At 59.0% G+C, this 24,519-nt stretch carries 24 protein-coding genes; 8 read left to right on the top strand and 16 right to left on the bottom strand.

Annotated features, from left to right (window positions below):
* Positions 1-127 precede the first annotated feature (127 nt).
* Entirely contained in the window at positions 128-685 is a 558-nt protein-coding gene (locus tag AC07N8_RS26610) for a GspH/FimT family pseudopilin (protein ID WP_493146553.1), read from the top strand.
* On the opposite strand, the gene ispH is transcribed toward AC07N8_RS26610, so the two are convergent.
* From ispH to murJ, 6 genes are all read right to left on the bottom strand, one after another.
* The gene (ispH, locus tag AC07N8_RS26605) at positions 654-1,601 is read right to left on the bottom strand and encodes a 4-hydroxy-3-methylbut-2-enyl diphosphate reductase (protein ID WP_483842969.1); all 948 of its coding nucleotides are present in this window, start codon (positions 1,599-1,601) and stop codon (positions 654-656) included. The genes AC07N8_RS26610 and ispH overlap by 32 nt on opposite strands.
* Before the next feature lie 145 nt (positions 1,602-1,746).
* Positions 1,747-2,184 carry an FKBP-type peptidyl-prolyl cis-trans isomerase gene (gene fkpB, locus AC07N8_RS26600; RefSeq protein ID WP_010467538.1) on the bottom strand — a complete coding sequence of 146 codons (438 nt, stop codon included), beginning with the start codon at positions 2,182-2,184 and terminating at the stop codon, positions 1,747-1,749.
* 7 nt (positions 2,185-2,191) lie between these two features.
* Positions 2,192-2,704 (bottom strand): signal peptidase II, encoded by a 513-nt coding sequence (gene lspA / locus AC07N8_RS26595; RefSeq protein ID WP_123433514.1) that lies wholly within the window; start codon positions 2,702-2,704, stop codon positions 2,192-2,194.
* A complete protein-coding gene (gene ileS / locus AC07N8_RS26590) occupies positions 2,697-5,528 on the bottom strand; it encodes an isoleucine--tRNA ligase (protein WP_483842970.1) in 2,832 nt (943 codons plus the stop codon). Before ileS ends, lspA begins: the two co-directional genes overlap by 8 nt.
* Positions 5,529-6,479, bottom strand: coding sequence for a bifunctional riboflavin kinase/FAD synthetase (ribF, locus tag AC07N8_RS26585; RefSeq protein ID WP_027924197.1), 951 nt, complete (start codon positions 6,477-6,479; stop codon positions 5,529-5,531).
* 128 nt (positions 6,480-6,607) lie between these two features.
* Positions 6,608-8,146 carry a murein biosynthesis integral membrane protein MurJ gene (gene murJ, locus AC07N8_RS26580; protein WP_483842971.1) on the bottom strand — a complete coding sequence of 513 codons (1,539 nt, stop codon included), beginning with the start codon at positions 8,144-8,146 and terminating at the stop codon, positions 6,608-6,610.
* Positions 8,147-8,398: 252 nt separating this feature from the next.
* Between murJ and rpsT the strand changes: the two genes are divergently transcribed.
* Positions 8,399-8,677 (top strand): 30S ribosomal protein S20, encoded by a 279-nt coding sequence (rpsT, locus tag AC07N8_RS26575; protein ID WP_007942340.1) that lies wholly within the window; start codon positions 8,399-8,401, stop codon positions 8,675-8,677.
* Between the two features lie 185 nt (positions 8,678-8,862).
* On the opposite strand, the gene AC07N8_RS26570 is transcribed toward rpsT, so the two are convergent.
* The 5 genes from AC07N8_RS26570 to rplU all read right to left on the bottom strand — a co-directional run bounded on the left by AC07N8_RS26570 (position 8,863) and on the right by rplU (position 12,638).
* Complete coding sequence (locus tag AC07N8_RS26570; protein ID WP_008022496.1) at positions 8,863-9,327, bottom strand: CreA family protein; 465 nt, start codon at positions 9,325-9,327, stop codon at positions 8,863-8,865.
* A 12-nt stretch (positions 9,328-9,339) separates the two neighbouring features.
* Complete coding sequence (gene proB / locus AC07N8_RS26565) at positions 9,340-10,458, bottom strand: glutamate 5-kinase (protein WP_027924199.1); 1,119 nt, start codon at positions 10,456-10,458, stop codon at positions 9,340-9,342.
* A 137-nt stretch (positions 10,459-10,595) separates the two neighbouring features.
* Positions 10,596-11,819, bottom strand: coding sequence for an Obg family GTPase CgtA (gene cgtA / locus AC07N8_RS26560; RefSeq protein WP_027924200.1), 1,224 nt, complete (start codon positions 11,817-11,819; stop codon positions 10,596-10,598).
* A gap of 194 nt (positions 11,820-12,013) precedes the next feature.
* Positions 12,014-12,289, bottom strand: coding sequence for a 50S ribosomal protein L27 (gene rpmA / locus AC07N8_RS26555; protein ID WP_007943982.1), 276 nt, complete (start codon positions 12,287-12,289; stop codon positions 12,014-12,016).
* A 34-nt stretch (positions 12,290-12,323) separates the two neighbouring features.
* Positions 12,324-12,638, bottom strand: coding sequence for a 50S ribosomal protein L21 (gene rplU, locus AC07N8_RS26550; protein WP_003176051.1), 315 nt, complete (start codon positions 12,636-12,638; stop codon positions 12,324-12,326).
* A 240-nt stretch (positions 12,639-12,878) separates the two neighbouring features.
* On the opposite strand from rplU, the gene AC07N8_RS26545 reads away from it, so the two are divergent.
* The 3 genes from AC07N8_RS26545 (at position 12,879) to AC07N8_RS26535 (ending at position 14,772) form a co-directional block, all read left to right on the top strand.
* Positions 12,879-13,847: a polyprenyl synthetase family protein gene (locus AC07N8_RS26545; RefSeq protein ID WP_027924201.1), complete on the top strand. Its 969-nt coding sequence runs from the start codon at positions 12,879-12,881 to the stop codon at positions 13,845-13,847.
* A 119-nt stretch (positions 13,848-13,966) separates the two neighbouring features.
* Positions 13,967-14,308 (top strand): zinc ribbon domain-containing protein YjdM, encoded by a 342-nt coding sequence (locus AC07N8_RS26540; protein WP_493146561.1) that lies wholly within the window; start codon positions 13,967-13,969, stop codon positions 14,306-14,308.
* 206 nt (positions 14,309-14,514) lie between these two features.
* Entirely contained in the window at positions 14,515-14,772 is a 258-nt protein-coding gene (locus AC07N8_RS26535; protein ID WP_461953161.1) for a PA4570 family protein, read from the top strand.
* A gap of 113 nt (positions 14,773-14,885) precedes the next feature.
* Here AC07N8_RS26535 and bamJ read toward each other — a convergent pair whose 3' ends face one another.
* The 3 genes from bamJ to AC07N8_RS26520 form a co-directional block, all read right to left on the bottom strand.
* Complete coding sequence (gene bamJ, locus AC07N8_RS26530) at positions 14,886-15,503, bottom strand: BamJ family beta-barrel-assembly machinery protein (protein WP_483842973.1); 618 nt, start codon at positions 15,501-15,503, stop codon at positions 14,886-14,888.
* Positions 15,504-15,624: 121 nt separating this feature from the next.
* Positions 15,625-15,936, bottom strand: a complete 312-nt coding sequence (locus AC07N8_RS26525; RefSeq protein WP_483842974.1) for a DUF6482 family protein — start codon at positions 15,934-15,936, stop codon at positions 15,625-15,627.
* Positions 15,937-16,147: 211 nt separating this feature from the next.
* The gene (locus AC07N8_RS26520) at positions 16,148-16,636 is read right to left on the bottom strand and encodes a TIGR00645 family protein (RefSeq protein WP_027924206.1); all 489 of its coding nucleotides are present in this window, start codon (positions 16,634-16,636) and stop codon (positions 16,148-16,150) included.
* Positions 16,637-16,806: 170 nt separating this feature from the next.
* On the opposite strand from AC07N8_RS26520, the gene AC07N8_RS26515 reads away from it, so the two are divergent.
* Positions 16,807-18,636 (top strand): hypothetical protein, encoded by a 1,830-nt coding sequence (locus tag AC07N8_RS26515; protein WP_483842975.1) that lies wholly within the window; start codon positions 16,807-16,809, stop codon positions 18,634-18,636.
* Between the two features lie 4 nt (positions 18,637-18,640).
* On the opposite strand, the gene AC07N8_RS26510 is transcribed toward AC07N8_RS26515, so the two are convergent.
* A complete protein-coding gene (locus tag AC07N8_RS26510) occupies positions 18,641-18,970 on the bottom strand; it encodes a PA4575 family protein (RefSeq protein WP_027924208.1) in 330 nt (109 codons plus the stop codon).
* A 307-nt stretch (positions 18,971-19,277) separates the two neighbouring features.
* Positions 19,278-21,716 (bottom strand): Lon protease family protein, encoded by a 2,439-nt coding sequence (locus AC07N8_RS26505; protein ID WP_483842976.1) that lies wholly within the window; start codon positions 21,714-21,716, stop codon positions 19,278-19,280.
* A gap of 280 nt (positions 21,717-21,996) precedes the next feature.
* On the opposite strand from AC07N8_RS26505, the gene AC07N8_RS26500 reads away from it, so the two are divergent.
* Both AC07N8_RS26500 and AC07N8_RS26495 read left to right on the top strand, forming a co-directional pair.
* The gene (locus AC07N8_RS26500; RefSeq protein ID WP_123433504.1) at positions 21,997-22,485 is read left to right on the top strand and encodes a DUF3015 domain-containing protein; all 489 of its coding nucleotides are present in this window, start codon (positions 21,997-21,999) and stop codon (positions 22,483-22,485) included.
* A 92-nt stretch (positions 22,486-22,577) separates the two neighbouring features.
* The gene (locus AC07N8_RS26495; RefSeq protein WP_493146566.1) at positions 22,578-24,431 is read left to right on the top strand and encodes an Lnb N-terminal periplasmic domain-containing protein; all 1,854 of its coding nucleotides are present in this window, start codon (positions 22,578-22,580) and stop codon (positions 24,429-24,431) included.
* Positions 24,432-24,519: the final 88 nt, after the last annotated feature.

The raw sequence follows: 24,519 nt of genomic DNA, 5'->3' as shown, positions 1-24,519 counted from the left end.
TGCCCTCCGTTGCCGTCGGCTATACCTGCTTCTACACGCTAGAACATTCGACCGGCCCAGGCAGGTTGATTTGCCATTACTCGCGCAAGGATTGCGCGGGTCACACCACTCCAGGGAGGGAAATGCCATGCATCAGCAAGGATTCAGCCTGATCGAACTGCTTATGGGACTGGCGATTGCCGCAATTGTTCTGCTGTTGGTCAGTCCGGCGTTCGCGGCACTCACTGAATCGAACCATCGCGAGGCGGCGGCGAACGCGCTGGTCAGTGGTATTCGCAACGCCAGAACCCTGGCCATCACACGCAATCAAGCCGTGGTGATTCATGGCATCAACGGGGATTGGGGTCAGGGTTGGCGGATCATTCTGGACATCAGTGGCAAAGGGCCGAAGGACAGCAGCAATCCGCTGCTGGTTGAGCGCGTCAGTGGCGCTCGAGGGGCGATTGTCGGCAATGGGCCGGTCAGGCGTTACATACGATTCAGCGGGATAGGCGAACCTCAGATGCCCGGACGGGCGTTTCAAGCGGGGACAGTGCACTTTTGCGCAGCCCGCGAACCGGTCAGCCAGCTCCAGGTGGTACTGGCCGCTACGGGTCGCGTCAGCCTGCGCAGCAAAAAAGCCGAGCAGGCGCTATGTCCGGGTGGGAAACGCTTCAGAGCAACGAGCGCACGCGCAGCTCTTTAGGCATGGAGAACGTGATGTTCTCCTCGCGACCGGCCAGTTCATCGGCACCGGTGGCGCCCCACGCCTGCAATTGCTGGATCACGCCGCGCACCAACACTTCCGGAGCCGAGGCACCAGCGGTAATGCCGATACGCTCGACACCCTCAAACCAGCTCTTTTGCAGGTCTTCGGCGCCGTCGATCAGGTAAGCCGGAGTGGCCATGCGCTCGGCCAGTTCACGCAAGCGATTGGAGTTGGAGCTGTTCGGGCTGCCAACCACCAACACCACGTCGCATTCGTCGGCCAGTTGCTTGACCGCGTCCTGACGGTTTTGCGTGGCATAGCAGATGTCGTCCTTGCGCGGCCCACCAATCGCAGGGAAACGGGCACGCAGTGCGTCGATCACGCGGCTGGTGTCGTCCATGGACAGGGTGGTCTGGGTCACGAAGGCTAGTTTTTCAGGGTTGTTTACCTGCAACGCGGCGACGTCTTTCTCGTCTTCGACCAGGTAGATCGCGCCACCATTGCTGCCATCGTACTGGCCCATGGTGCCTTCGACTTCCGGATGACCGGCGTGGCCGATCAGGATGCACTCACGACCATCGCGGCTGTAGCGCGCGACTTCGATGTGCACCTTGGTCACCAGCGGGCAGGTCGCGTCGAACACCTTGAGGCCACGGCCCGCGGCTTCGGTACGCACTGCCTGGGAAACGCCGTGGGCACTGAAGATCACGATGACGTCGTCCGGCACCTGATCCAGTTCCTCAACGAAGATCGCCCCGCGAGCACGCAGGTCTTCGACGACGAATTTGTTGTGGACCACTTCGTGGCGCACGTAGATCGGCGGCCCGAACACTTCCAGGGCGCGGTTGACGATTTCGATCGCACGGTCCACACCGGCGCAGAAGCCACGGGGGTTGGCGAGTTTGATTTGCATGCTGTGCCTCGTGTCTTGCGCGCAAGAAATAGCGAAAACAGTGAATAACTTAATGTGGGAGCGAGCCTGCTCGCGAAAGCGGTGTGTCAGTCATCATTGATGTTGAATGTGATGACGCATTCGCGAGCAGGCTCGCTCCCACAAGTTACAACGATTTGACGCTGATGATCTCGACGTCAAAGGTCAATGTCTTGCCGGCCAGCGGGTGGTTGAAGTCGATGGTCACTTGCTCGTCATCGAATTCTTTCACCACACCAGGCAGCTCAGTATTCGCCGCATCGTTGAAGATCACCAGCAAACCCGGTGACAGCTCCATGTCCTTGAACTGCGAACGCGGGATGATCTGTACGTTTTGCGGGTTCGGCTGGCCGAAAGCGTTTTCTGGCTGAATCGTCAGCGTACGCTTGTCGCCCGCCTTGAAGCCGAACAGTGCCGCTTCGAAACCTGGCAACAGGTTGCCGTCACCGACCTGGAAGGTCGCCGGGGCTTTGTCGAAGGTGCTGTCGACGGTATCGCCGTTCTCCAGGCGCAGTGCAAAGTGCAAGGTGACTTCCGTGTTCTGGCGGATGCGTTGCTCAGCCAATACCTGTTCAGTCATGAACGGCTTCTCCGGTCTTCTTACTTTTGAACATATCCAGTGCCAGCATCACCGCACCGACAGTAATTGCGCTGTCGGCAAAGTTGAACGCCGGGAAATACCAGCGGTTCTGCCAATGCACCAGAATGAAATCGATCACATGGCCCAACGCGATGCGGTCATACAAATTGCCCAGCGCGCCGCCCAGCACGAGTGCCAGGGCGACGGCCAGCCAGGTTTCGTTGCGCCCAAGACGCTTGAGCCACACCACCAGCACCGCACTGACCACCACGGCAATCAATGCGAACAGCCAGCGCTGCCAGCCGGAGCTGTCAGCCAGGAAGCTGAATGCCGCGCCGGTGTTGTAGGCCAGGGTCCAGCTGAACAAATCGGGGATCACCACGATTTGCTGATACATCTGGAGCTTGCCTTCAAAGTAGAACTTGCTGGCCTGGTCGATGACCAGGACCAGCAAACTCAACCAGAGCCAGCTCAGCCGTCCGAAACGGCCAACGGCATTAGGCATAGTGACGAACCTCGCCAGCGCCGCTGATGTTGTCGACGCAACGACCGCAGATTTCCGGATGCTCCGGGTTCACGCCGACGTCTTCACGGCAGTGCCAGCAACGGGCGCACTTGGCGTGGCTGGACTTGACCACTTGCAGCTTCAAGCCGCTGACTTCGGTGACCACGGCATCAGCCGGTGCCTGCACGAACGGCGCGACGGTTGCGGTGGAAGTGATCAGGACGAAGCGCAGTTCGTTGCTCAGCTTGGCCAGGTCGGCGCTCAACGCTTCTTCGGCGAACAGCGTCACTTCGGCTTGCAGGTTGCCACCGACGGCCTTGGCCGCGCGCTGGATTTCCATTTCCTTGTTGACGGCTACTTTGACGGCCATGATCCGCTCCCAGTAGGCGCGGTCCAGCTCGACGCCTTCCGGCAGCTCGGTCAAACCTTCGTACCAGGTGTTGAGCATCACCGACTCGTTACGCTCGCCCGGCAGGTATTCCCACAGTTCGTCAGCAGTGAAGGCGAGGATCGGCGCGATCCAGCGCACCAGCGCTTCGGAGATGTGATACAGCGCGGTTTGCGCCGAGCGGCGGGCCTTGCTGTTGGCGCCAGTGGTGTACTGACGGTCCTTGATGATGTCGAGGTAGAAACCGCCCAGCTCCTGCACGCAGAAGTTGTGGATCTTGGAGTAGACGTTCCAGAAGCGGTATTCGCCGTAATGCTCTTGCAGCTCGCGTTGCAGCAGCAAGGTGCGGTCCACGGCCCAACGGTCCAGCGCGAGCATTTCTTCGGCCGGCAGGATGTCGGTGGCCGGGTTGAAGCCGGTCAGGTTCGAGAGCAGGAAGCGCGCGGTGTTACGGATACGCCGGTAGGCGTCCGCACTGCGTTGCAGGATCTGCTCGGAAACCGCCATTTCACCCGAGTAATCGGTGGAAGCCACCCACAGGCGCATGATGTCGGCGCCCAGAGTGTCGTTGACCTTTTGCGGCGCGATCACGTTGCCCAGCGATTTGGACATTTTGCGGCCGGACTCATCGACGGTGAAACCGTGGGTCAGCAGTTCGCGGTACGGCGCGTGGTTGTCGATGGCGCAACCGGTCAGCAGCGACGAGTGGAACCAGCCACGGTGTTGGTCCGAGCCTTCCAGGTACAGGTCGGCGCGTGGACCGGTTTCGTGGCCCATCGGGTGCGAACCACGAAGGACGTGCCAGTGCGTGGTGCCCGAATCGAACCAGACATCCAGGGTGTCGCTAATCTTGTCGTACTGCGGCGCTTCGTCACCGAGCAGTTCGGCAGCGTCCATCTTGAACCAGGCTTCGATGCCTTCGACTTCGACGCGCTTGGCGACTTCTTCCATCAGCTCGGCAGTGCGTGGGTGCAGTTCGCCGCTTTCCTTGTTCAGGAAGAACGGGATCGGCACGCCCCAGTTGCGCTGGCGGGAGATGCACCAGTCCGGACGGTTGGCGATCATCGAGTGCAGGCGCGCCTGGCCCCAGGCCGGAACGAACTTGGTGTCTTCGATGGCTTTGATCGCCCGCTTGCGCAGGGTCTCGCCGGTCGCAGGCTCTTTGTCCATGCCGATGAACCACTGCGCGGTGGCGCGGTAGATCAACGGGGTCTTGTGACGCCAGCAGTGCATGTAGCTGTGTTCGATGATGGTGGTGTGCAGCAGCGCACCGACTTCAGTCAGTTTGTCGACGATGGCCGGATTGGCTTTCCAGATGAACTGGCCGCCGAAAAACTCCAGCGAGGTCGCGTAAACGCCGTTGCTTTGTACTGGATTGAGGATGTCGTCGTTGACCATGCCGTACTTCTTGCAGGTCACGAAGTCGTCCACGCCGTAGGCCGGTGCGGAGTGAACCACGCCGGTGCCAGCGCCCAGTTCAACGTACTCGGCCAGGTAAACCGGCGACAGGCGATCGTAGAACGGGTGACGGAAATTGATCAGTTCGAGTTCTTTACCGGTGGTGGTCGCAATGACCGAACCTTCCAGGCTGTAACGGGCCAGGCAAGACTCGACCAGCTCTTCAGCCAGTACCAGCAGTTTGTCGCCGACGTCGACCAGGGCGTAGTTGAATTCCGGGTGAACGTTCAATGCCTGGTTGGCCGGGATGGTCCACGGGGTGGTGGTCCAGATCACGATCGAAGCAGGCTTGGCCAGCGACGGCAGACCGAATGCGGCAGCCAGTTTGGCTTCGTCGGCAATCGGGAACGCTACGTCGATGGTCGAGGACTTCTTGTTCTCGTATTCGACTTCCGCTTCAGCCAAGGCCGAACCGCAGTCGAAGCACCAGTTCACAGGCTTGAGGCCCTTGAACACGAAGCCGCCCTTGACGATTTCCGCCAGGGCACGGATTTCACCGGCTTCGTTCTTGAAGTCCATGGTCTTGTACGGGTTGGCGAAGTCGCCCAACACGCCCAGACGGATGAATTCGGATTTTTGCCCTTCGATCTGCTCGGTGGCGTAGGCACGGCACAGTTCGCGGGTCTTGTCCGCGCCCAGGTTCTTGCCGTGGGTCACTTCGACTTTGTGCTCGATCGGCAGGCCGTGGCAGTCCCAGCCCGGAACATAAGGCGCGTCGAAACCCGACAGGGTCTTCGAGCGGATGATCATGTCCTTGAGAATCTTGTTCAACGCATGACCGATGTGAATCGTGCCGTTGGCGTACGGAGGACCGTCGTGCAGGACGAACTTCGGACGATCCTTGCCAATCTCGCGCAACTTACCGTACAGGCCAATGCTGTCCCAGCGCTGCAGAATCTGCGGTTCGCGCTGAGGCAGGCCGGCCTTCATTGGGAAGGCGGTGTCCGGAAGGTTTAGCGTGGCTTTATAGTCGGTCATTTAAGGCTCTTCATTAGCGATTGGCGCTAGGTGCGACAGGGCACGGGCGGCGGCGACATCCGCATTGATCGCCGTCTTAAGCGCCTCCAGAGAGGCGAAACGCTGCTCTTCACGCAGCTTGTGGTGGAAGACCACCGTCAAACGCCGGTCATACAGATCGCCGGCAAAATCTAAAAGATGCACTTCGAGGTGGGCTTTGCCATCACCTTGGACCGTTGGCCGCACGCCGATATTGGCGACGCCTGGCCAGGTCTTGCCGTCGATGTCGACGTTGACCAGGTAAACCCCGGTCAGCGGCACGCGACGGCGCTTGAGTTGTATGTTGGCCGTGGGCGTACCCAACTGCCGCGCCAGCTTCTGGCCATGCAGCACCCGCCCGGTAATCTGGAACGGCCGCCCGAGCAATCGCTCGGCCAGGACAAAATCGGCAGCGGCCAGGGCATTGCGGACCTGGGTGCTGCTGACGCGAATACCGTCCAGCTCTACGGTTTGCGCAGCTTCCACGGTAAAGCCCTGAACGATGCCGGCCTGTTGCAGGAAATCGAAATCGCCGACGCGGTCACAGCCGAAGCGGAAGTCGTCACCGACTTCGAGGTGCTGCACGCCAAGGCCGTCAACCAGAATGGTATCGACAAATTCGCTGGCGCTGAGCTTGCTCAACCGCTGGTTGAAGGCCAGGCACAGGACGCGGTCGACACCTTCGTCGGCCAGCAGCTGCAGTTTGTCCCGCAGCCGGGCCAGACGGGCCGGGGCCGTGTCCGGGGCGAAGAATTCTCGCGGCTGCGGCTCAAAAATCACCACGCAGCTAGGCACGCCCAACTCGAGCGCACGTTCACGCAGCCTCGCCAGGATAGCCTGGTGGCCACGGTGAACACCGTCAAAGTTGCCAATAGTGGCGACACAGCCCCGATGCTGGGGGCGCAGATTTTGGAGGCCTCGAACCAGCTGCATAACGCGCTTCTTGCTCATAAAGTGGTCGATTATAACCACACCCGGCGGCCGACGACAGGCAACACCGTAACCAAAGTGATCGAGCCGACAAAACCACCGGCTCGCCCGTGTTTATCAAGGCTGCAACCTCAGCTCAATGCCTTGCGATTGAAGTCGCGCAAACGGAAGCCCATCAGCAGCAACATCCCGAAGTAAGCGACGATACCGGCGCCGATCAAAGCACCCAGGCGCAGGAACCGCTCCAGCATATGCCCTTGATCCCATGCCGGCATGAAGTGCATCCCCACCAGCAATACGGCGGACATCACCAGCACGGCGATAACGAGCTTGGCACCGAACTTCGCCCAGCCCGGCTGCGGCTGGTACATCTGCTGCTTGCGCAGTTGATAGAACAACAGCCCGGCGTTGATGCAGGCACCGGCACTGATGGCCAAGGCCAGGCCGGCGTGGGCCAAAGGACCGATGAGCATCAGGTTGAACAACTGAGTCACCACCAGGGTGAAAATTGCGATTTTCACCGGGGTGCGGATGTTTTGTTGCGCATAAAAGCCCGGCGCCAGCACTTTGATCACGATAATCCCAAGCAAACCGACGGAATAAGCGATCAGAGCGCGCTGGGTCATCGACGCATCGAAGGCACTGAACTGGCCGTACTGGAACAGCGAAACGGTCAGCGGCTCAGCCAGAATCCCCAGCGCCAGCGAACACGGCAACACCAGGACGAAGCACAGGCGCAGGCCCCAGTCGAGGATGCGCGAATATTCGTGACGGTCCTTGCTGGCGTAGGTTTTGGCCAGGGTCGGCAACAGAATCGTGCCCAGCGCCACGCCCAATACGCCGGACGGCAATTCCATCAAGCGGTCGGCGTAGTACATCCAGGACACCGAACCGGCCACCAGGAAGGACGCGAAAATGGTGTTGATGATCAGGGAAATCTGGCTGACCGATACGCCGAGAATTGCTGGCAGCATCTGCTTCATGACCCGCCAGACGCCGCTGTCGCGCAGGTTCAGGCGCGGCAATACCAGCATGCCGATCTTTTTCAGGTGCGGCAGCTGATAAAGCAATTGCGCCAGGCCACCCACCAGGACCGCCCACCCCAACGCCATGACCGGCGGATCGAAGTACGGCGTCAGGAACACCGAAAAGACGATCATGCTGACGTTGAGCAAGGTCGGCACGAAGGCCGGCACCGAGAAACGGTTGTAGGTATTGAGGATCGCACCGGCCAGGGACGACAGGGAAATCAGCAATATGTAGGGAAAGGTTACCCGCAACAGGCTGGAGGTCAGCTCGAATTTTTCCGGCGTATCGGTAAAACCCGGCGCAGTCGCCCAGATCACCCAGGGCGCTGCAATCATCCCCAACGCAGTGACCAGCGCCAGCACCAGTGTCAGCAGGCCTGAGACATAGGCAATGAATGTTCGCGTCGCCTCCTCGCCTTTCTGGCTTTTGTATTCGGCCAGAATCGGCACGAAGGCCTGGGAAAATGCCCCCTCGGCGAAGATTCGCCGCAACAGATTGGGCAATTTGAAGGCGATAAAGAAGGCGTCCGTCGCCATCCCGGCACCAAATGTACGTGCGATCAGCGTGTCACGAACAAACCCCAAAACCCGGGAAATCATCGTGATAGAGCTGACGGCGGCCAACGATTTGAGCAGATTCATTGAAAGAGTTTGTGCCTGTCGATAAACAGCAGGCGAACAAAGCGCCTACTTATGCGATACTCCGCGCCGCAGCAGCACAGAGCCAAAGCTCGCGAGTTTACAGGTCAAGCGCCGGAAATAAATATCCCGCCTCTTTATACCTACCACTTAGCGGAACGTCTCAACCGCCCTTGACAAGACATCAACTCATCGGCATGATTCGCGGCCTATTTTGTTTGCTATTTCCTAAAAAGTCTTTCGAGGAGCTCGACGGTGGCCAACACACCTTCCGCCAAAAAACGTGCAAAACAGGCTGAGAAGCGTCGCAGCCACAACGCCAGCCTGCGTTCCATGGTTCGTACCTACATCAAGAATGTAGTTAAAGCCATCGACGCAAAAGACGCTGCTAAAGCTCAAGCTGCTTACGTTCTGGCCGTGCCAGTTATCGACCGTATGGCCGATAAAGGCATCATCCACAAGAACAAGGCTGCTCGTCATAAGAGCCGCCTGAACGGTCACGTCAAGGCTCTGAACCTTGCTGTAGCCGCATAAGCGATAAGCTTGTTAAAAAACCGACCCCAGGGTCGGTTTTTTATTGCCTGCGATTTGCCAAAGACAACACAAAAAAATGTGGGAGCGAGCCTGCTCGCGAAGAGGTCGTCACATTCAACATCATCGTTGACTGTTACAACGCTTTCGCGAGCAGGCTCGCTCCCACAGTTTGGATCTTCGCCTGATTACTGAGCGTGCGCCCACGGCAGGATCGGAATCGCCGTCACCGCATTCTGCGGACTACCCTCAATCAAGCGATCGCTGTAGACCAGGTACACCAGCGTATTGCGCTTCTTGTCGAGGAAGCGCACCACCTGCATGGTCTTGAATACCAGCGACGTGCGCTCCTTGAACACCTCATCACCATCCTTCAGCTCACCCTTGAAACTGATGGGGCCGACCTGACGGCAAGCGATAGAAGCCTCGGCGCGATCTTCCGCCAGACCCAAACCACCCTTCACACCACCCGTCTTGGCGCGCGACAGGTAGCACGTCACGCCGTCGACCTTTGGATCATCAAACGCCTCGACGACGATGCGGTCGTTCGGCCCGACGAATTTGAACACCGTCGACACCTGGCCAATTTCCTCAGCCGAAGCCAGCAGCGGCATCGCCAGCAGCAGACCCAACAATCCTTTTGCCACACGCATTCAAATATTCCTTCAGACCAGAATCAGGTTATCGCGGTGAACCAGTTCCGGCTCAGCCATGTAACCCAACAGACCGACAATCGCCTCAGACGACTGACCGATGATTTTTTGCGCTTCCAGCGCGCTGTAGTTGGCCAGGCCACGAGCGATCTCGCGACCATCCGGCGCCACGCACACCACCATTTCGCCGCGACGGAAGCTGCCCTGCACCAGCTTGACACCCACCGGCAGCAAACTTTTATGATCCTGGGCCAACGCCTTCACCGCACCACCGTCCAGCACCAGCGTGCCACGGGTTTGCAGGTGCCCGGCCAGCCATTGCTTGCGCGCCGCCAGCATGCCGCGCTCAGGCGAGAGCAAGGTGCCGATGCGCTCACCCGCCTTCAGGCGATCCAGCACGCGCTCAATGCGCCCACCGACGATGATGGTGTGTGCCCCGGAACGAGCAGCCAGACGCGCCGCACGCAATTTGGTCTGCATACCGCCACGCCCCAGCGCACCACCCGTACCGCCCGCCACCGCATCCAGCGCCGGATCATCAGCGCGCGCTTCGTAAATCAGGTTGGCATCGGGGTTGTTGCGCGGGTCCGCGTCGAACATGCCATCGCGATCCGTGAGGATCACCAGCAAATCAGCTTCGACCAGGTTGGCCACCAGCGCCGCCAGGGTGTCGTTGTCGCCGAAACGGATTTCGTCAGTCACCACGGTGTCGTTTTCGTTGATCACCGGGATCACTTTCAGCTCAACCAGAGCGCGCAAGGTACTGCGGGCGTTCAGGTAGCGCTTGCGATCGGACAAGTCATCGTGCGTCAGGAGAATCTGCGCGGTGTGCCGGCCATGCTCGGCAAAGCTCGACTCCCAGGCCTGCACCAGGCCCATCTGACCGATGGCGGCGGCGGCCTGCAACTCATGCATCGCACTGGGTCGTACGGTCCAGCCCAAGCGGCTCATGCCCGCGGCCACAGCCCCGGAAGACACCAACACCAGTTCGACGCCAGCTTCATGCAAAGCCACCATCTGCTCGACCCAGACACCCATTGCCGCGCGATCCAGGCCCTTGCCGTCCGCCGTCAGCAAAGCGCTGCCGATCTTCACGACCCAACGCTGCGCACCTGTCACCTTGCTCCGCATCATCTTCAACCTTAGCTTGAGGACAGCGCGACCTGGCACTGCCCGTGACGTTAATCGTGGCTATTACTGACCAACGATCGATTTCCAGATACTAAAACGCCGCTCGATTGAGCGGCGCTTAAGTTTACTGCAACGAATCAGTCACGCACGTAAATGATTTCCGGACCGTCTTCGTCATCCACATCTTCTTCGTCCCAATCATCGTCGCCGATGTCATGGACCGACTTCACGCCGCTACGGCGCAGGGCACGCTGGTCATCCAGGGCCTGCAGCTGAGCACGGGCTTCGTCTTCGATGCGCTGATCGAGTTCTGCCAGCTCTTCCTTGTAGGCCGGGTCGGCAGCCAGGCGATCGGCACGGTCTTCCATGTAACGCATGATGTCGTGACACAGACGCTCGGTACCGAGCTTGGAGATGGCCGAGATCACGTAGACCGGACCGGTCCATTCCAGGCGATCAACGATTTCCTTGACGCGAGCATCGTGCTCTTCTTCAAGGATCTGGTCGCACTTGTTCAGTACCAACCAACGATCACGCTCAGCCAGGGACGGGCTGAACTTGGTCAGCTCGCTGACGATTACTTCAGCGGCATCCGGAGCACTGGTGTCATCCAGTGGCGCCATGTCCACGAGGTGCAGCAGCAAACGGGTACGCGACAAGTGCTTGAGGAAGCGAATCCCCAGGCCTGCACCATCGGAAGCACCTTCGATCAGACCCGGAATGTCCGCGACCACGAAGCTCTTCCAGCGATCGACGCTGACCACACCCAGGTTCGGCACCAAGGTGGTGAACGGGTAGTCGGCGACTTTCGGCTTGGCGGCCGATACCGAGCGAATGAAGGTACTTTTACCGGCGTTCGGCAAGCCCAGCAGACCGACATCAGCCAGCACTTTCATTTCCAGCTTGAGGTCACGCGCCTCACCCGGCTTACCCGGAGTGGTCTGACGCGGAGCACGGTTGGTACTGGATTTGAAACGGGTGTTACCCAGACCGTGCCAGCCGCCGTGAGCCACGAGCAGCTTCTGGCCGGCCTTGGTCAGGTCGCCGATCACTTCTTGAGTGGCCGCATCGATGACGGTGGTACCAACCGGTACGCGCAGCACCAGTTCTTCACCTTTCTTGCCGGTGCAGTCGGTGCTGCCGCCGTTCGAACCGCGCTCGGCATCGAAGTGACGGGTGTAACGGTAGTCGACCAGGGTGTTGAGGTTTTCGTCGGCGATCATGTAGACCGAGCCGCCATCACCACCGTCACCGCCGTTCGGGCCGCCGTTTTCAATGAATTTCTCGCGACGGAAGCTCATGCAACCGTTGCCGCCGTCGCCGGCCTTTACTCGAATCGATACTTCATCAACAAACTTCATAACAAAACGCCTCTCGCCATACGGACGAGCCGAAAAAATCTAGACATAAGACTCTTGCAAAAATGAGCGCAGCGACCTCAATCAACGACCGCAAAAACCTGCGCTGGAGCCCATCACAAACAGCTTTGCAAGAGACTCACCCCACAAACGAAAAAGCCCCGTCGCAAGACAGGGCTTTTCCAGCAACCACGTAATTATGCCGCGACGACGTCAGTCTTCGGGACAATGCTTACGTAACGGCGATTGAAAGCGCCTTTTACTTCAAACTTGATCACGCCGTCGATTTTAGCGAACAGAGTGTGATCTTTACCCATGCCAACACCGTAACCGGCGTGGAATTGGGTGCCGCGCTGACGCACGATGATGTTGCCCGGAATGATAACCTGGCCGCCATACATCTTCACGCCAAGGCGTTTGGCTTCTGAGTCGCGACCGTTACGGGTACTACCACCAGCTTTTTTGTGTGCCATGAGTCAATTCTCCTAGTGAGGAATTAGGCTGAAATTAAGCCTGAATACCGGTGATTTTGATCTCGGTGTACCACTGGCGGTGGCCCATACGCTTCATGTGGTGCTTACGACGACGGAACTTGATGATGCGGACTTTATCGTGACGACCTTGGGAGATCACTTCAGCCACAACGGTAGCGCCAGCAACAACTGGAGCGCCGATGTTCACGTCATCGCCATTGGCGACCAACAGAACGCGATCAAAAGTAACGGATTCGCCGGTAGCGATTTCCAGTTTTTCGATCTTCAGGTATTCACCTGGGGCGACCTTGTATTGCTTGCCACCAGTAACAATTACTGCGTACGACATGGTATTTCTCCGATAATCCTGCTCACCCAGCTCTTTATAAGAAGAGGTATTGGCTGGCATGGCTGCATAGGGCTGGAAGGCCGGTTTGCAATTGCGTAAGGCAGGTGCTGCCCAGGAAGTTCAGGGTGCGCGATTGTACGCAAGCTGCCGGAGCGATGCAAGTGGCCGTCCATCGCGCCTTGACACTCGCCGACGTGGGTCCTAGCATGCCGCGCAACCCTTCTGGAGCAACTGTCGCTGATGCAACCCCAAGCTTTCTACCGCGCGGTGGCGGACGATTTTAGCGCCGTCGACGGCATCATCAAGAAGCAGCTGACTTCCCGAGTGCCGCTGGTATCGAAAATCGGCGATTACATTACCTCGGCTGGCGGTAAACGCCTGCGTCCTTTATTAGTGCTGCTGTGTGGCAAGGCGCTGGGCCGCGAAGGCGACGACCTGCGTCTGCTGGCCGCGACCATCGAGTTCCTGCACACCGCCACCCTGCTGCACGACGACGTGGTCGACATGTCCGGCATGCGCCGTGGCCGCTCGACCGCCAACGCCATGTGGGGCAACGCCCCGAGCGTACTGGTCGGCGACTTCCTGTATTCGCGCTCCTTCGAAATGATGGTCGAACTGGGCTCCATGCCGGTGATGAAGATCCTTTCGCAAGCGACCCGCATCATCGCCGAAGGCGAAGTGTTGCAGCTGTCGAAGGTCCGTGACGCCAGCACCACCGAAGAAACCTACATGGAAGTCATCCGCGGCAAGACCGCGATGCTCTTCGAGGCTTCGACCCACAGTGCTGCCGCGCTCTGCGAAGCCACGGCGGAACAGGCCGAAGCCCTGCGCACCTTTGGCGACCACTTGGGCGTGGCCTTCCAACTGGTCGACGACCTGCTGGATTACAAAGGCGACGCGGAAACCCTGGGCAAGAACGTCGGCGACGACCTGGCCGAAGGCAAGCCGACCCTGCCGTTGATCTACACCATGCGCGAAGGCACGCCGGAACAGGCAGCCCTGGTGCGCAAGGCGATCCAGAAAGGCGGCATCGAGGATCTGGAAAGCATTCGCGAAGCGGTAGAAGCCTCCGGTTCGCTGGAATACACCGCGAAACTGGCCCGTGATTACGTGGCCCGCGCGATCAAGTGCCTCGACGCACTGCCTGCCAGTGAATATCGCGACGCACTGGTTGAGTTGAGTGAGTTTGCGGTAGCCCGCACTCACTAACTGCGCCGCAATTCCCTGTGGGAGGGCCTCTCCCACAGGTTTATCAGCATCAAGCACTCTCCCGCCTAAAACCCTATATAATGTGCGCTTTTTAGCGATCCTGAATCCAAGGAGCTTTAGTGAGCACGTTGCCACCCTGCCCAAACTGCAATTCCGAATACACCTATGAAGACGGCGCACAGCTGATCTGCCCCGAGTGCGCGCACGAATGGTCCGCCAGCGGCGAAGCCGATGTGGCGTCCGATGACACCGTGAAAAAGGATTCGGTCGGCAATGTCCTGCAGGACGGCGATACCATCACCGTGATCAAGGACCTCAAGGTCAAGGGCACGTCGCTGGTGGTCAAGGTCGGCACCAAGGTCAAGAACATCCGCCTGTGCGATGGCGACCACGACATCGATTGCAAGATCGACGGCATCGGCCCGATGAAGCTCAAGTCCGAGTTCGTCAGAAAAGTCTGAATCCGCTGTATTCCATCCTGCGCCATGCGTGGGATGGTGCTTCGCCCTCCCCCGTTTCAACCCGCCTGCACGCGCAATAGCCAAACGCCAGCCGAATTGACCTTACGCAACCTTTACCCGGAAAAAAGCACAAACCGCCAATAGGTCCTTGCTATTTGATGAATAAGAATTATTCTCATTGAAACCCAAATCAATGGAGATGAGACATGACTTATTTGATCGATGCCTGGCTGGACCGGCCACACCCTTACCTCAGGATCCTGCATCGGGAAACCGGGGAAGTCTGTGCGGTGCTTGAAGAAGAAGCCTTGAACGAGCTGCAGGATCAGGGGGATCTGGACGTCAACGGCCTGAGTTCCAGCGAGCCGGTGGTGCTCAAGGAACTGGTGCGTAATCTGTTTCTGTTCTGTTATGCCCGGGCGTTGCGCCCGTCGAGTGAACTGCACCACAAGATCGAAATATGAAGATCACTGTAAAAAACTGTGGGAGCGAGCCTGCTCGCGAAAGCGGTCTGACATTCAACATTGAAGCTGACTGACATTTCGTCTTCGCGAGCAGGCTCCCTCCCACATGGGTATTACAGAACGTCGAGCAGCTCGACGTCGAATACCAGTACGCTGTGCGGCGGAATGCCGCCAACGCCTTGAGCGCCGTAAGCCAGTTCGCTCGGCACGTACAGACGCCATTTGCTGCCGGCATTCATCAGTTGCAGGGCTTCGGTCCAGCCAGCGATCACGCCACCAACCGGGAATTCTGCAGGCTGGCCGCGCTCGTAGGAGCTGTCGAACACAGTGCCGTCGATCAGGGTGCCGTGGTAGTGAGTACGCACTTGATCTTCACGGGTCGGCTTGGCGCCTTCACCAGCAGTCAGCACTTCGAATTGCAGGCCGGAAGCCAGGGTGGTGATGCCTTCACGCTTGGCGTTTTCAGCCAGGAAAGCCAGGCCTTCGCCAGCAGCCGCTTCAGCTTTGGCAGCTGCTTCGGCTTGCATGATTTCGCGAATCACCTTGAAGCTCGCGGACATTTCTTCCTGGCCAACACGGCTTTCCTTGCCCGCGAAGGCATCGGTCAGACCGGCCAGGATCGCGTCCAGGCTAACGCCCGGTGGCGGGTTGTCGCGCAGTTGGTCGCCCAGCTGACGGCCAATACCGTAGCTGACGCGGGTTTCGTCGGTGGACAGATTTACTTCGGACATGACACTGCTCCGCTGTGCGGACGGCCCAGGAACTTGCCGTGCGTGCACAGCGCGTCCCGGAGCGCCCGGAACCAAAAGGGCCAGCAGACTAGCACAGATGACATCGTCCTGATGAGGGCTGTCAGTGATGCCAGGAGGAGCGGAAGGCGATCGGCACCTTCAGGCTTTCCCCGACGCTGGCACCCAGCCCGCACATCTCATCATGAACCAAGGCGTGAACAAGGTTGAAGGGTAAGGAAGGAAAGTCATGCAACACTTGACGAGCATGCTCGACCGAGCGCACGTGGAACATATGGTCGTGGGCATCGCCCAAGGGATACGCGGCACCATGCATGCGCGCCTCCAGCAGATAGATTCCGCCTTCCATGGAGATCAGGTTCAACTCATCGACTTTCCCTGCGATGGCATAAGCGCGTAGTTCAACAAGGTTCATGAAGGCACCTCATACAATGGCCAGCCAAGACTACTTACAGGGATAGGCCCCGGCGCATCAAAGTACAAGCCAGCAACGCCACCGCCCGTCCGGTTCAACCTAATCCCCCTTGTGGAAGCGTGGCTTGCCCGCGATGGCATCACCGCGGTTTACCGTCAGACCGCGGTGATGCCATCGCGAGCGAGCTTGCTCCTACAGGGGTTCGTTCGAATCAGTGCTTGGTCAGCTTGTCCAGATAACCCATGGCGAAGGCCGACACGACGAACGTCATGTGGATGATCACGTACCACTTCAAATGCTCGGGATCGACGTTCTTGGCGTCCATGAAGATCCGCAGCAGATGGATCGAGGAAATCGCCACGATGGAAGCGGCCACTTTCATCTTCAGGGAAGAAGAATCCATGGTGCCCAGCCAGTTGAGCTTTTCCTTATGGTCATCGATGTCCAGCTCGGAGACGAAGTTCTCGTAACCGGAAATCATCACCATCACCAGCAAACCGCCCACCAGCGCCATGTCGATCAGCGACAGCAGCACCAGGATCAAGTCCGATTCCGCCATCGAGAACACGTTGGGAATAACGTGGAAAACCTCCTGGAAGAACTTCAGCGCCAGCGCCAACAGCCCAAGCGACAATCCGAAGTAGATCGGCGCCAGCAACCAGCGGGAGGCGTACATTGCGTTTTCGATAAAGCGTTCCATTGAATCTCACACAGGGGTTGAAAATGGCCGCGAGTATATCAGCCACCTGTCGCTATCCAGAAGCTGCCAGAAACCATCGGGAAATCCGCCACCTGCGCGTGTGTCACAAAGTTTTTCTGCTAGTGTCCAGACTATTGACCTCCCAGCGACATCGGACAGGAAGACTGGAAATGGATGTGCGATTGCCTTTAACGAGTGTCGGCATTTGCCTGACGTTGCTGATGAGCGGCTGCTCGCCCGGCGAGGACAAGCATCAGGTCAGCCTCGAGGAAAAAACCGCGCAGTTCGAACAATCGCTGGATCAGATCCAGGACCCGAAACTCAAGGACGCCGTGTCCGAGCTCGGCGGCTCACTGCTGTTGCTCGAACGTGCGCAACTCAAGCTCGACAGCAAACCGGTGGAAACCGAATACGGCGAAGACGCCCTCGCCGTGCTCAAGCACTACCCGACGCCCCAGGCCCTGGTGGACACCTACATCAATGGCCTGTTCGTGCTGCACAAGGATTCCAGCTCCGATTACCTGACCGACCTGCAACCGGTATTCCCCTTCAACTTCAATATTCCGGCGGCATTCCTTTTCCCCCATGGACTGGAATGGCAATCGGTGACGCTGAGCAATAAACGCGTCATCCCCTTCCAGCCCGAATGGTCGGAAACCGATCCCGGCATTCAGCTCAGCCCGTCGAGTTCCAACCTGACCAACCCCGACGACCTGACGGTGACCTACCCGTTCATCGACGGCCTGGATGTCGACAAGAAGAACCAGCCGCAACCGGTGAGCCTGCAAGGCAAAGTCGAAGTGATTGCGCCTCGCCGGCTCTACAGCTTCGACCTGCGCAAAAAGGACGTTGGCCAGACCCGCACCAACGACAACCTCAGCGTCACCCTGCTGAAGCTTGGAAAGAACTACGCCGAAATCGAGTACACCAACAGTGCACCAGAGGCCCCAGAGGTCGGTGAAACCCCGTTGAACCCATTGATCGTCCAGGCCAAGGACGGCACCGGGCAATTTCTCTCGCGTTCCGGTTCGATCAACGAGACGGCCACGCAAATTGCTTTCTACCAAAAACAACTGGCGAAAATGCAGCAACAGAAAACCTGGAGCGAGGCGTTCGAACAACAGCTCAATCACGAACAGCGCACGTTCGAACAGCAGCAGGGTCAGCATTATTCCAAGGTGTATTTCAACGGGCCGATCGAGACCCTTGAAGTCAGTCTGCTGGATTTCTCGACCGCTACCGTCACACGCAAGGACTTGAACTTGCCGGTACGCCGCTTCGACCCACACACCACGGAAAAAACCGTCCAGCCGCTGACCTTGCCGGTGGTGGTGTATGACGATCAGACGCCAAACTGGCTCAAGGGCGCGACACTGAGTGAGGAGCAGCTGAAAAAAAGCATCAACGTCAATCAGTCGGTGGAAGACCCGAGCGCCGCGCGCATCGAATTCGATCACCCCAGAAGCTTCAACGACGAGTTGCTCGGCACGTCATTCAGCCCCGGCAATAGCCCGGTCAGTTTCTTTACCGCGGACAGTAACGGTAAACGCGATGAGCCGATCGAATTGCCACCGGAGGCCTATCAGGTCGACCCTCTGCGGGGCACGATCACCTATGACCTGAACCTGTTTCCGCAAACGCCGGCGTTCGCCGTGGGCTCCATGCCGTTGTTCCTGGCCACGGTCGACAAGCAAACGCTCAACGCACAGAAATTGCCCAAGGGTCTTGAGCTCAAAGGCAACGCGCTGGTGGTGGATGCAAAACTGTTTCCTGCACAGGACTGGCGATTTTTTGCCAGGGACGACAGCGGGAACTACCTGAAAGAGATTCTTGCGGTCACCCATGATGCAAGCGCCGAAGGCCCGGCGTTATTTGACGTGCACTACTTCTATGGCCAGCCCACACGTCTGGAAACCTATCAGCGAACCGACCTCGCCACTGTGCAATATGGTTTCGAGGTCAAACTGGCCAAGGCTGATCTGAGCCAGCTCGATCAATAACCCATCAGTGCTCGAAGCCACCCAGATTGCGGCAACGGCCGCCGTTGATTTCCCGCAGCTGGGCTTGCAGGTGCAGGCACCAGATTTGTGGATCATCGGCCAGTTCGTAACCGTGCAGCGTCAGGCTTTCAACGATGGTGTCGAGGATTGATTCGGCCACAAAAGGGCCATGAAACGGGCCTTGTGCCTTGATGGCTGAAGGTTGTTCGCCAGCCATTCCGGCGGCGAAGAGCAAGGTCCACATGCCCGTATCTCCCGCCAAAGGACGGATGGCGCACTCGATACGGGTCACTAGGCCCAGGCATTGACGGGTGAGACAGAGGTTGCGCGACATGGCGGCGACCCTCGGTAGATCCGGTATTCAGCCCCCGTGGGAAGGCTGTTTCGATCCTGTGATGACTGTCGATATCCTTGAACCAGAGAATAGAAGAAAAGTCTGCCCAGCACGTCAGGCGAGACCAGAAGGCGCCGAATGGTCATAGTGTGAATATTGACGTCAGAGTGATGGCACTTTTTCTTCGGTTCACACATAAAAATGTGGGAGCGAGCCTGCTCGCGAAAGCAGTGTGCCAGGCGACAATGATGTCAACTGACACTCCCCCTTCAAGAGCAAGCCCGCTCCCACATTAGACCGAGAGTCCTTAGGCCGGCTTGGCCTCCACCAACGCTTCCTGCGCCGCTTCTTTCTCGGCTTCCTTGAGGTCTTCCTCACTGATCATTTCCGCGATCACCCGCAGGCGCTCCACCACCCGCGCATTGACGCTGCCTTCAGGGAATTCGCCATTCTCATCCGGCGCACCCGCCGGCTCGCCGACCAACAGGCTCAGCGCCTCGTCCGCCTGACGCACCGCGTACACATGGAACTGCCCCGCGCGCACGGCAGCCAGCACCTTCTCGTCGAGCATCAAAGTGGCAACGTTCGCCTGCGGAATGATCGCCCCCTGTTTGCCGGTCAGCCCGCGCGCTTCGCAGAGGCGGAAGAAACCTTCGATCTTCTCGTTGACCCCGCCCACTGCCTGTACTTCGCCGAACTGGTTGATCGAACCGGTGATCGCAAAGCACTGCTTGAGCGGTGTTTTCGACAAGGCTGAAATCAGCGTACAAGCCTCACCCAGCGACGCACTGTCGCCATCGACGTAACCGTAGGATTGCTCCAGGGCGATGCTCGCGGAAATCGCCAGCGGGAACTCCTGGGCGTAGCGACTGCCCAGATACCCGGTGAGGATCATCACGCCTTTGGAGTGAATCGGCTGCCCGAGGTTGACCTCGCGCTCGATGTCGACAATGCCGCTGCCGCCCGGGTACACCGTGGCGGAAATCCGCGCCGGCACACCAAAGGCCGAATCGCCGACTTCCAGCACCGTCAGACCGTTGCACTTGCCGACGGCGGCACCATCGGTGTCGATCAGGATGATCCCGGCCAGCATGTCATCAAGAATCCGCGCCGAGACACGCCCGGTGCGGGTGGCCTTGGCCTTGAGCGCACGCTCGATGTGCCCGGCGTCGGTCATCTCGTCGCCCGCCAGGTGGCGAATGAAATCCGCCTCGCTGACCAGTTGGAACAGATCGCCGATGCGCGCCGACAAACGCCCCTGGTGTTCAGCCAGACGTGCGCTGTACGTCGCCAGACGTGCGACGGCATCTGCCGTCAGCGGCGCCATGCCTTCTTCGGAGGTGCGGGTTTTGAGCAACTGGGCGAACTGCTCCAGGCTCTCGTCGACCATCGGGATGTCTTCATCGAAGTCCACCAGGACGCGAAACATCTCCTGGAAGTCCGGATCGAGGTCTTGCAGCGTGTAATACAGCTGACGGGCACCGATGATGATGACTTTGACCGCCAACGGAATGTGTTGCGGCGTCAGGGTCACCGTGGCCAGTCGGCCCAGCTCACCCAACGGTGATTCCATCTTCAGCTTGCGCGACTGCAGGGCGCGCTTGAGCGCATCCCAGACGAACGGCTCGCTGAGCATTTTTTCCGCTTCAAGAATCAGGAAACCGCCGTTGGCCCGGTGCAAGGCGCCCGGTCGCAGTTGCCGGTAGGTCGTGTACAGCGCGCCCTGATCGGTGCTGTATTCAATGCGGCCGAACAGGTTTTCGTACGTCGGGTGCGGCTCGAACACCACCGGCGCACCGCCGCTGGCCGAGTGCCCGACCACCAGGCTCGGCGCGTATTGCTCTTCCAGCAGCTTGCGGGCAATGGCGTCGGTCTTGCTGTCGTCGACCAGTTGCTCGACCACGGTCTTCAACAGGTAAACCTGCATCGCTTGCAGGTAGCCGCACACGGCTGCGTTCTCGGCGTACTTCTCCGACAACGGCGACAACAACGGCTGCAAGGCCAGGGTGATGGTTTCTTCGTTGAGGTGGCGCAGTTGATTGCTCGACTCACGCTTCCATTGCGGCAGGCTGGCGAGTTCCTCATTCAGACGCTCTTCCAGGCCGGAGATGTCTTCGTGAAAACGCTCGCGATCGGCTTCCGGCAACTGGGCGAATTCCGCCTCATCCAGCGCTTTGCCTTCGCTCATCGGGGTAAACGCGATGTTGCTGGCGTCGCGATACAGGGCGACTTCTTTCTCCAGGGCCAGGCGCTCGATGACGTCCAGCGCCTTGTCGTAGCGCTGATTGAAGGCGCGGTCGATGGCGCTTTTCTTCTGCTGGTAGGACGGGTGTTCGAACACCGCCGGAAAGGTCGACAACAGGTTATCGATCAAGCCGTTGATGTCGCCGATGAAGGCACCGGCGGTGCCCGACGGCAATTCCAGTGCGCGAGGCTCGCGCGGTTCATCGAAATTGTTGACGTAGACCCAGTCCGCCGGGGTCTGCAGGCGCTTGCCTTCGGCTTTCAGATAGCGTTTGACGAACGAGAACCGGCCGGTGCCAGGCTCACCCATGACAAACACGTTGTAACCGGGGCGTGGCATGGCCACACCGAACTGCAAGGCTTCGACCGCACGTTCCTGGCCAAGCACACCGCGGAAGGGCTCCAGATCATTGGTGGTAGAGAAGCTGAACTGTTCAGCGGAAAACGGACGGGTCAGCGCTTCAGGCGCTAGACGCAAGCTGGCAGCAACAGGATCAGGCATCGGGCTTCCTTACATCAGGCGGGGCAGATAGCGGCATTCTGGCGCTGCCCATACCCCACTTGCAAGGCGCGCCTCCAGCCAAAGCATAGACAAGCTGCCATCTCCCAGTGGGCCGGGGCTAAATCAATGATTTCGGCGAATGTTTTGCAAAAAATCACGGAACCCCGTGATCGTGCCTAAACTCCAAACTGCGCGGCTGGACTAATAACCGGCCCAACTGGCGCCGACACGGGCCAAAACACCCCTTGTTCATCGGTATGCACACAAAGAGAACATAGCTATGAAACGGATTCTTCTCGGTACTCTTTTCACCGTTGTATCCCTCAACGCCATGGCGCAAGCCCCAGGCGGGCCGGATTGCGGTTGGGGCAACATGCTGTTCGAAGGTCAGCGTGGCACCCCGGCTCACTTCATGGCCTCCACCACCAACGGCACCTCCGGCAATGCAACCTTCGGTATGACCTCCGGTACCAACGGCTGCGCAACGAATGCGTCGCTGACCTATGGCGGCAAATCCTGGTTTGCCATGAATGGCATGATGAACGAGCTGTCCGAAGACATGGCCAAAGGTCAGGGCGAAGCGCTGACCACTTACGCCGTGGTCCTGGGCGTGGCGCCGGAAGACCGTGCGCATTTCGCCGCCGTCACTCACGAGCACTTCCAGCAAATCTTCAGCAAGGCTGACGTGACCGCTGAAGACGTGCATACCAACACCCTGGCCGTTCTGAAGAGCGATCCGCGTCTGGCCAAGTACGCCACTCAAGCTTAAGCTCGAAGCACCCGCTCCTTTCGGGGAGCGGATTTATTTTTTGGCCCGCCCCTTCTTTGGGTCTTTGTTTTTTTCGACTTAAGTTGCCCACTATGCTCAAACGCCTTGCCTGGCTGGCGCTCTGTGTCTGCGCCCCGCTGTCCGCCGCGCCGCACATCGACCCTCAACGTTTGCAGCAACTGGCCAATGACCCCTTCTGGATTTCCCTGGGCCACTACGAAACCGCCAAGCTCGGTGGCTGGCGCAGCTATGTCAGCGACAAGAAATTCTTCCTCGCGCCCGACGGCAATGAACACCCCGACCATGAGTTGGCCGCTACCGTGCAAGCGTTGTACGCCCCGGTCAGTGCCGGCGAACACCACGCTCAATGTGTTTACCCGGCCCGTACCCGCTGGCTGAAAGCGAAGCTCAATTTGACCGATCTGCCGACACTGAACTGCAGCGAATTCAAGCAATGGTTCAAGGACGTCTCGCCCCACAGTGCGGTGATGATTTTCCCGGCGGCGTATTTGAACAGTCCGTCTTCGATGTTTGGCCACACCTTGCTGCGCATCGACCAGGCCGATGTACAGAGTGACCACACGGCCCTGCTCAGTTACGCGATCAACTTCGGCGCGTATATCGAAGGTTCGGACAACAGCATTCTCTACGCTTGGAAAGGCTTGATGGGCGGCTATCCGGGGCTGTTCGCGCTGGTGCCCTATCAGGAAAAACTCTCGGAATACCGCAGCCTCGAGAACCGTGACTTGTGGGAATACCGGCTGAACCTGACCCAGGAAGAAACCGCACGCATGGTCGAGCACGTCTGGGAGCTGAAACAGATCAAGTTCGACTATTTCTTCTTCGACGAAAACTGCTCCTATCGCCTGCTGGAATTGCTGCAAGTGGCACGCCCGAGCCTGCGGCTGACCGAACAATTCCCGCTGACCGCGATTCCAACCGACACCGTCAAAGCCGTGAAAGAAGCAGGTCTGGTGGAATCCATTGAATATCGCCCGTCCCGTGAACGTGAGTTGTTGAGTCGCGCCGAACCGCTGAACCCTGAAGAACAGCAATGGGTGCTGAAAGTCAGCGCCGATCAGAAACAATTGCAGGAACCCGCGTTCAAGGCGCAACCCAAGGATCGCCAGGCGCTGATCATCGACGCGGCCTATCGCCTGGAACGCTACCGCGCCAATGGCCAGGAACGTGACCCGGCGCGGGCTCAGCGCAGTTTCGAACTGTTGCGGGCGATCAATCAGAACCCGGCGCCGGAGCTGGACATTCCGCAACCCGGCCTGCCCGAGGATGGCCATGAATCGCGAACCTGGCAGGCCGGCATCGGCACCCGCGGTGACAAGGCGTTTGGCGAGTATGGCCTGCGCATGGCCTATCACGATCTCAACGACAACGCCGAGAGCTTCCCGCTCGGCGCCCAGATTGAAATCCTGCAAATGAAATTGCGCCAGTACGAAGGCAATCACTGGCAATTCCAGCAGCTGGATCTGGCGACGATTCGCTCCCTGACCCCGCGCAACGAGCTGCTGCAGCCGCTGTCGTGGCAGGTGACGGGTGGCCTGGAACGGGTACCGGGCAAGCATGACGACGAAACCCTGGTCAGCCACGTCAATGGCGGTGGCGGCGGTACCTGGCAACTGGGCGAGGACATGCTCGGTTTTGCGCTGGGCACGGTGCGCGTCGAGCACAACAATGACTTCGCCGAATTCATCGCCCCGGCGGCGGGCTTCAACACCGGCGTGCTATGGAAAAACCCGCTGGGTAACTTCAGCCTGGAGACCAAGGGCGATTTCTTCACCAATGGCGAAGTGCGCCGCAACATCAGCCTGAATCAACAATGGGAGCTGTCGCGCAACCTGGGCCTGCGCCTGAGCGCCCAGCGCGACTTCAGCCACCTCGCCACCCCCGAGAACGAAGTGATGCTTGAAGTGAAGTGGTATCACTACTGACCTGACACACCACCATCCCTTGTGGGAGCGGGCTTGCTCGCGAAAGCGGAGTGTCAGTCAGCATTGATATTGACTGACACTCCGCTTT

This window comes from Pseudomonas sp. GW821-FHT10C09 (assembly GCF_059415465.1).
Note: the sequence above shows the minus strand (reverse complement) of the source record. Positions and strands in the feature narration are given on the sequence as shown.

Coding starts and splice junctions, on each gene's coding strand:
- AC07N8_RS26610 (WP_493146553.1), top strand. CDS start 128: ATGCATCAGCAAGGATTCAGCCTGATCGAACTGCTTATGGGACTGGCG.
- ispH (WP_483842969.1), bottom strand. CDS start 1,601: ATGCAAATCAAACTCGCCAACCCCCGTGGCTTCTGCGCCGGTGTGGAC.
- lspA (WP_123433514.1), bottom strand. CDS start 2,704: ATGCCTAATGCCGTTGGCCGTTTCGGACGGCTGAGCTGGCTCTGGTTG.
- ileS (WP_483842970.1), bottom strand. CDS start 5,528: ATGACCGACTATAAAGCCACGCTAAACCTTCCGGACACCGCCTTCCCA.
- ribF (WP_027924197.1), bottom strand. CDS start 6,479: ATGCAGCTGGTTCGAGGCCTCCAAAATCTGCGCCCCCAGCATCGGGGC.
- murJ (WP_483842971.1), bottom strand. CDS start 8,146: ATGAATCTGCTCAAATCGTTGGCCGCCGTCAGCTCTATCACGATGATT.
- AC07N8_RS26570 (WP_008022496.1), bottom strand. CDS start 9,327: ATGCGTGTGGCAAAAGGATTGTTGGGTCTGCTGCTGGCGATGCCGCTG.
- proB (WP_027924199.1), bottom strand. CDS start 10,458: ATGCGGAGCAAGGTGACAGGTGCGCAGCGTTGGGTCGTGAAGATCGGC.
- cgtA (WP_027924200.1), bottom strand. CDS start 11,819: ATGAAGTTTGTTGATGAAGTATCGATTCGAGTAAAGGCCGGCGACGGC.
- rpmA (WP_007943982.1), bottom strand. CDS start 12,289: ATGGCACACAAAAAAGCTGGTGGTAGTACCCGTAACGGTCGCGACTCA.
- rplU (WP_003176051.1), bottom strand. CDS start 12,638: ATGTCGTACGCAGTAATTGTTACTGGTGGCAAGCAATACAAGGTCGCC.
- AC07N8_RS26545 (WP_027924201.1), top strand. CDS start 12,879: ATGCAACCCCAAGCTTTCTACCGCGCGGTGGCGGACGATTTTAGCGCC.
- AC07N8_RS26535 (WP_461953161.1), top strand. CDS start 14,515: ATGACTTATTTGATCGATGCCTGGCTGGACCGGCCACACCCTTACCTC.
- bamJ (WP_483842973.1), bottom strand. CDS start 15,503: ATGTCCGAAGTAAATCTGTCCACCGACGAAACCCGCGTCAGCTACGGT.
- AC07N8_RS26525 (WP_483842974.1), bottom strand. CDS start 15,936: ATGAACCTTGTTGAACTACGCGCTTATGCCATCGCAGGGAAAGTCGAT.
- AC07N8_RS26520 (WP_027924206.1), bottom strand. CDS start 16,636: ATGGAACGCTTTATCGAAAACGCAATGTACGCCTCCCGCTGGTTGCTG.
- AC07N8_RS26515 (WP_483842975.1), top strand. CDS start 16,807: ATGGATGTGCGATTGCCTTTAACGAGTGTCGGCATTTGCCTGACGTTG.
- AC07N8_RS26510 (WP_027924208.1), bottom strand. CDS start 18,970: ATGTCGCGCAACCTCTGTCTCACCCGTCAATGCCTGGGCCTAGTGACC.
- AC07N8_RS26505 (WP_483842976.1), bottom strand. CDS start 21,716: ATGCCTGATCCTGTTGCTGCCAGCTTGCGTCTAGCGCCTGAAGCGCTG.
- AC07N8_RS26500 (WP_123433504.1), top strand. CDS start 21,997: ATGAAACGGATTCTTCTCGGTACTCTTTTCACCGTTGTATCCCTCAAC.
- AC07N8_RS26495 (WP_493146566.1), top strand. CDS start 22,578: ATGCTCAAACGCCTTGCCTGGCTGGCGCTCTGTGTCTGCGCCCCGCTG.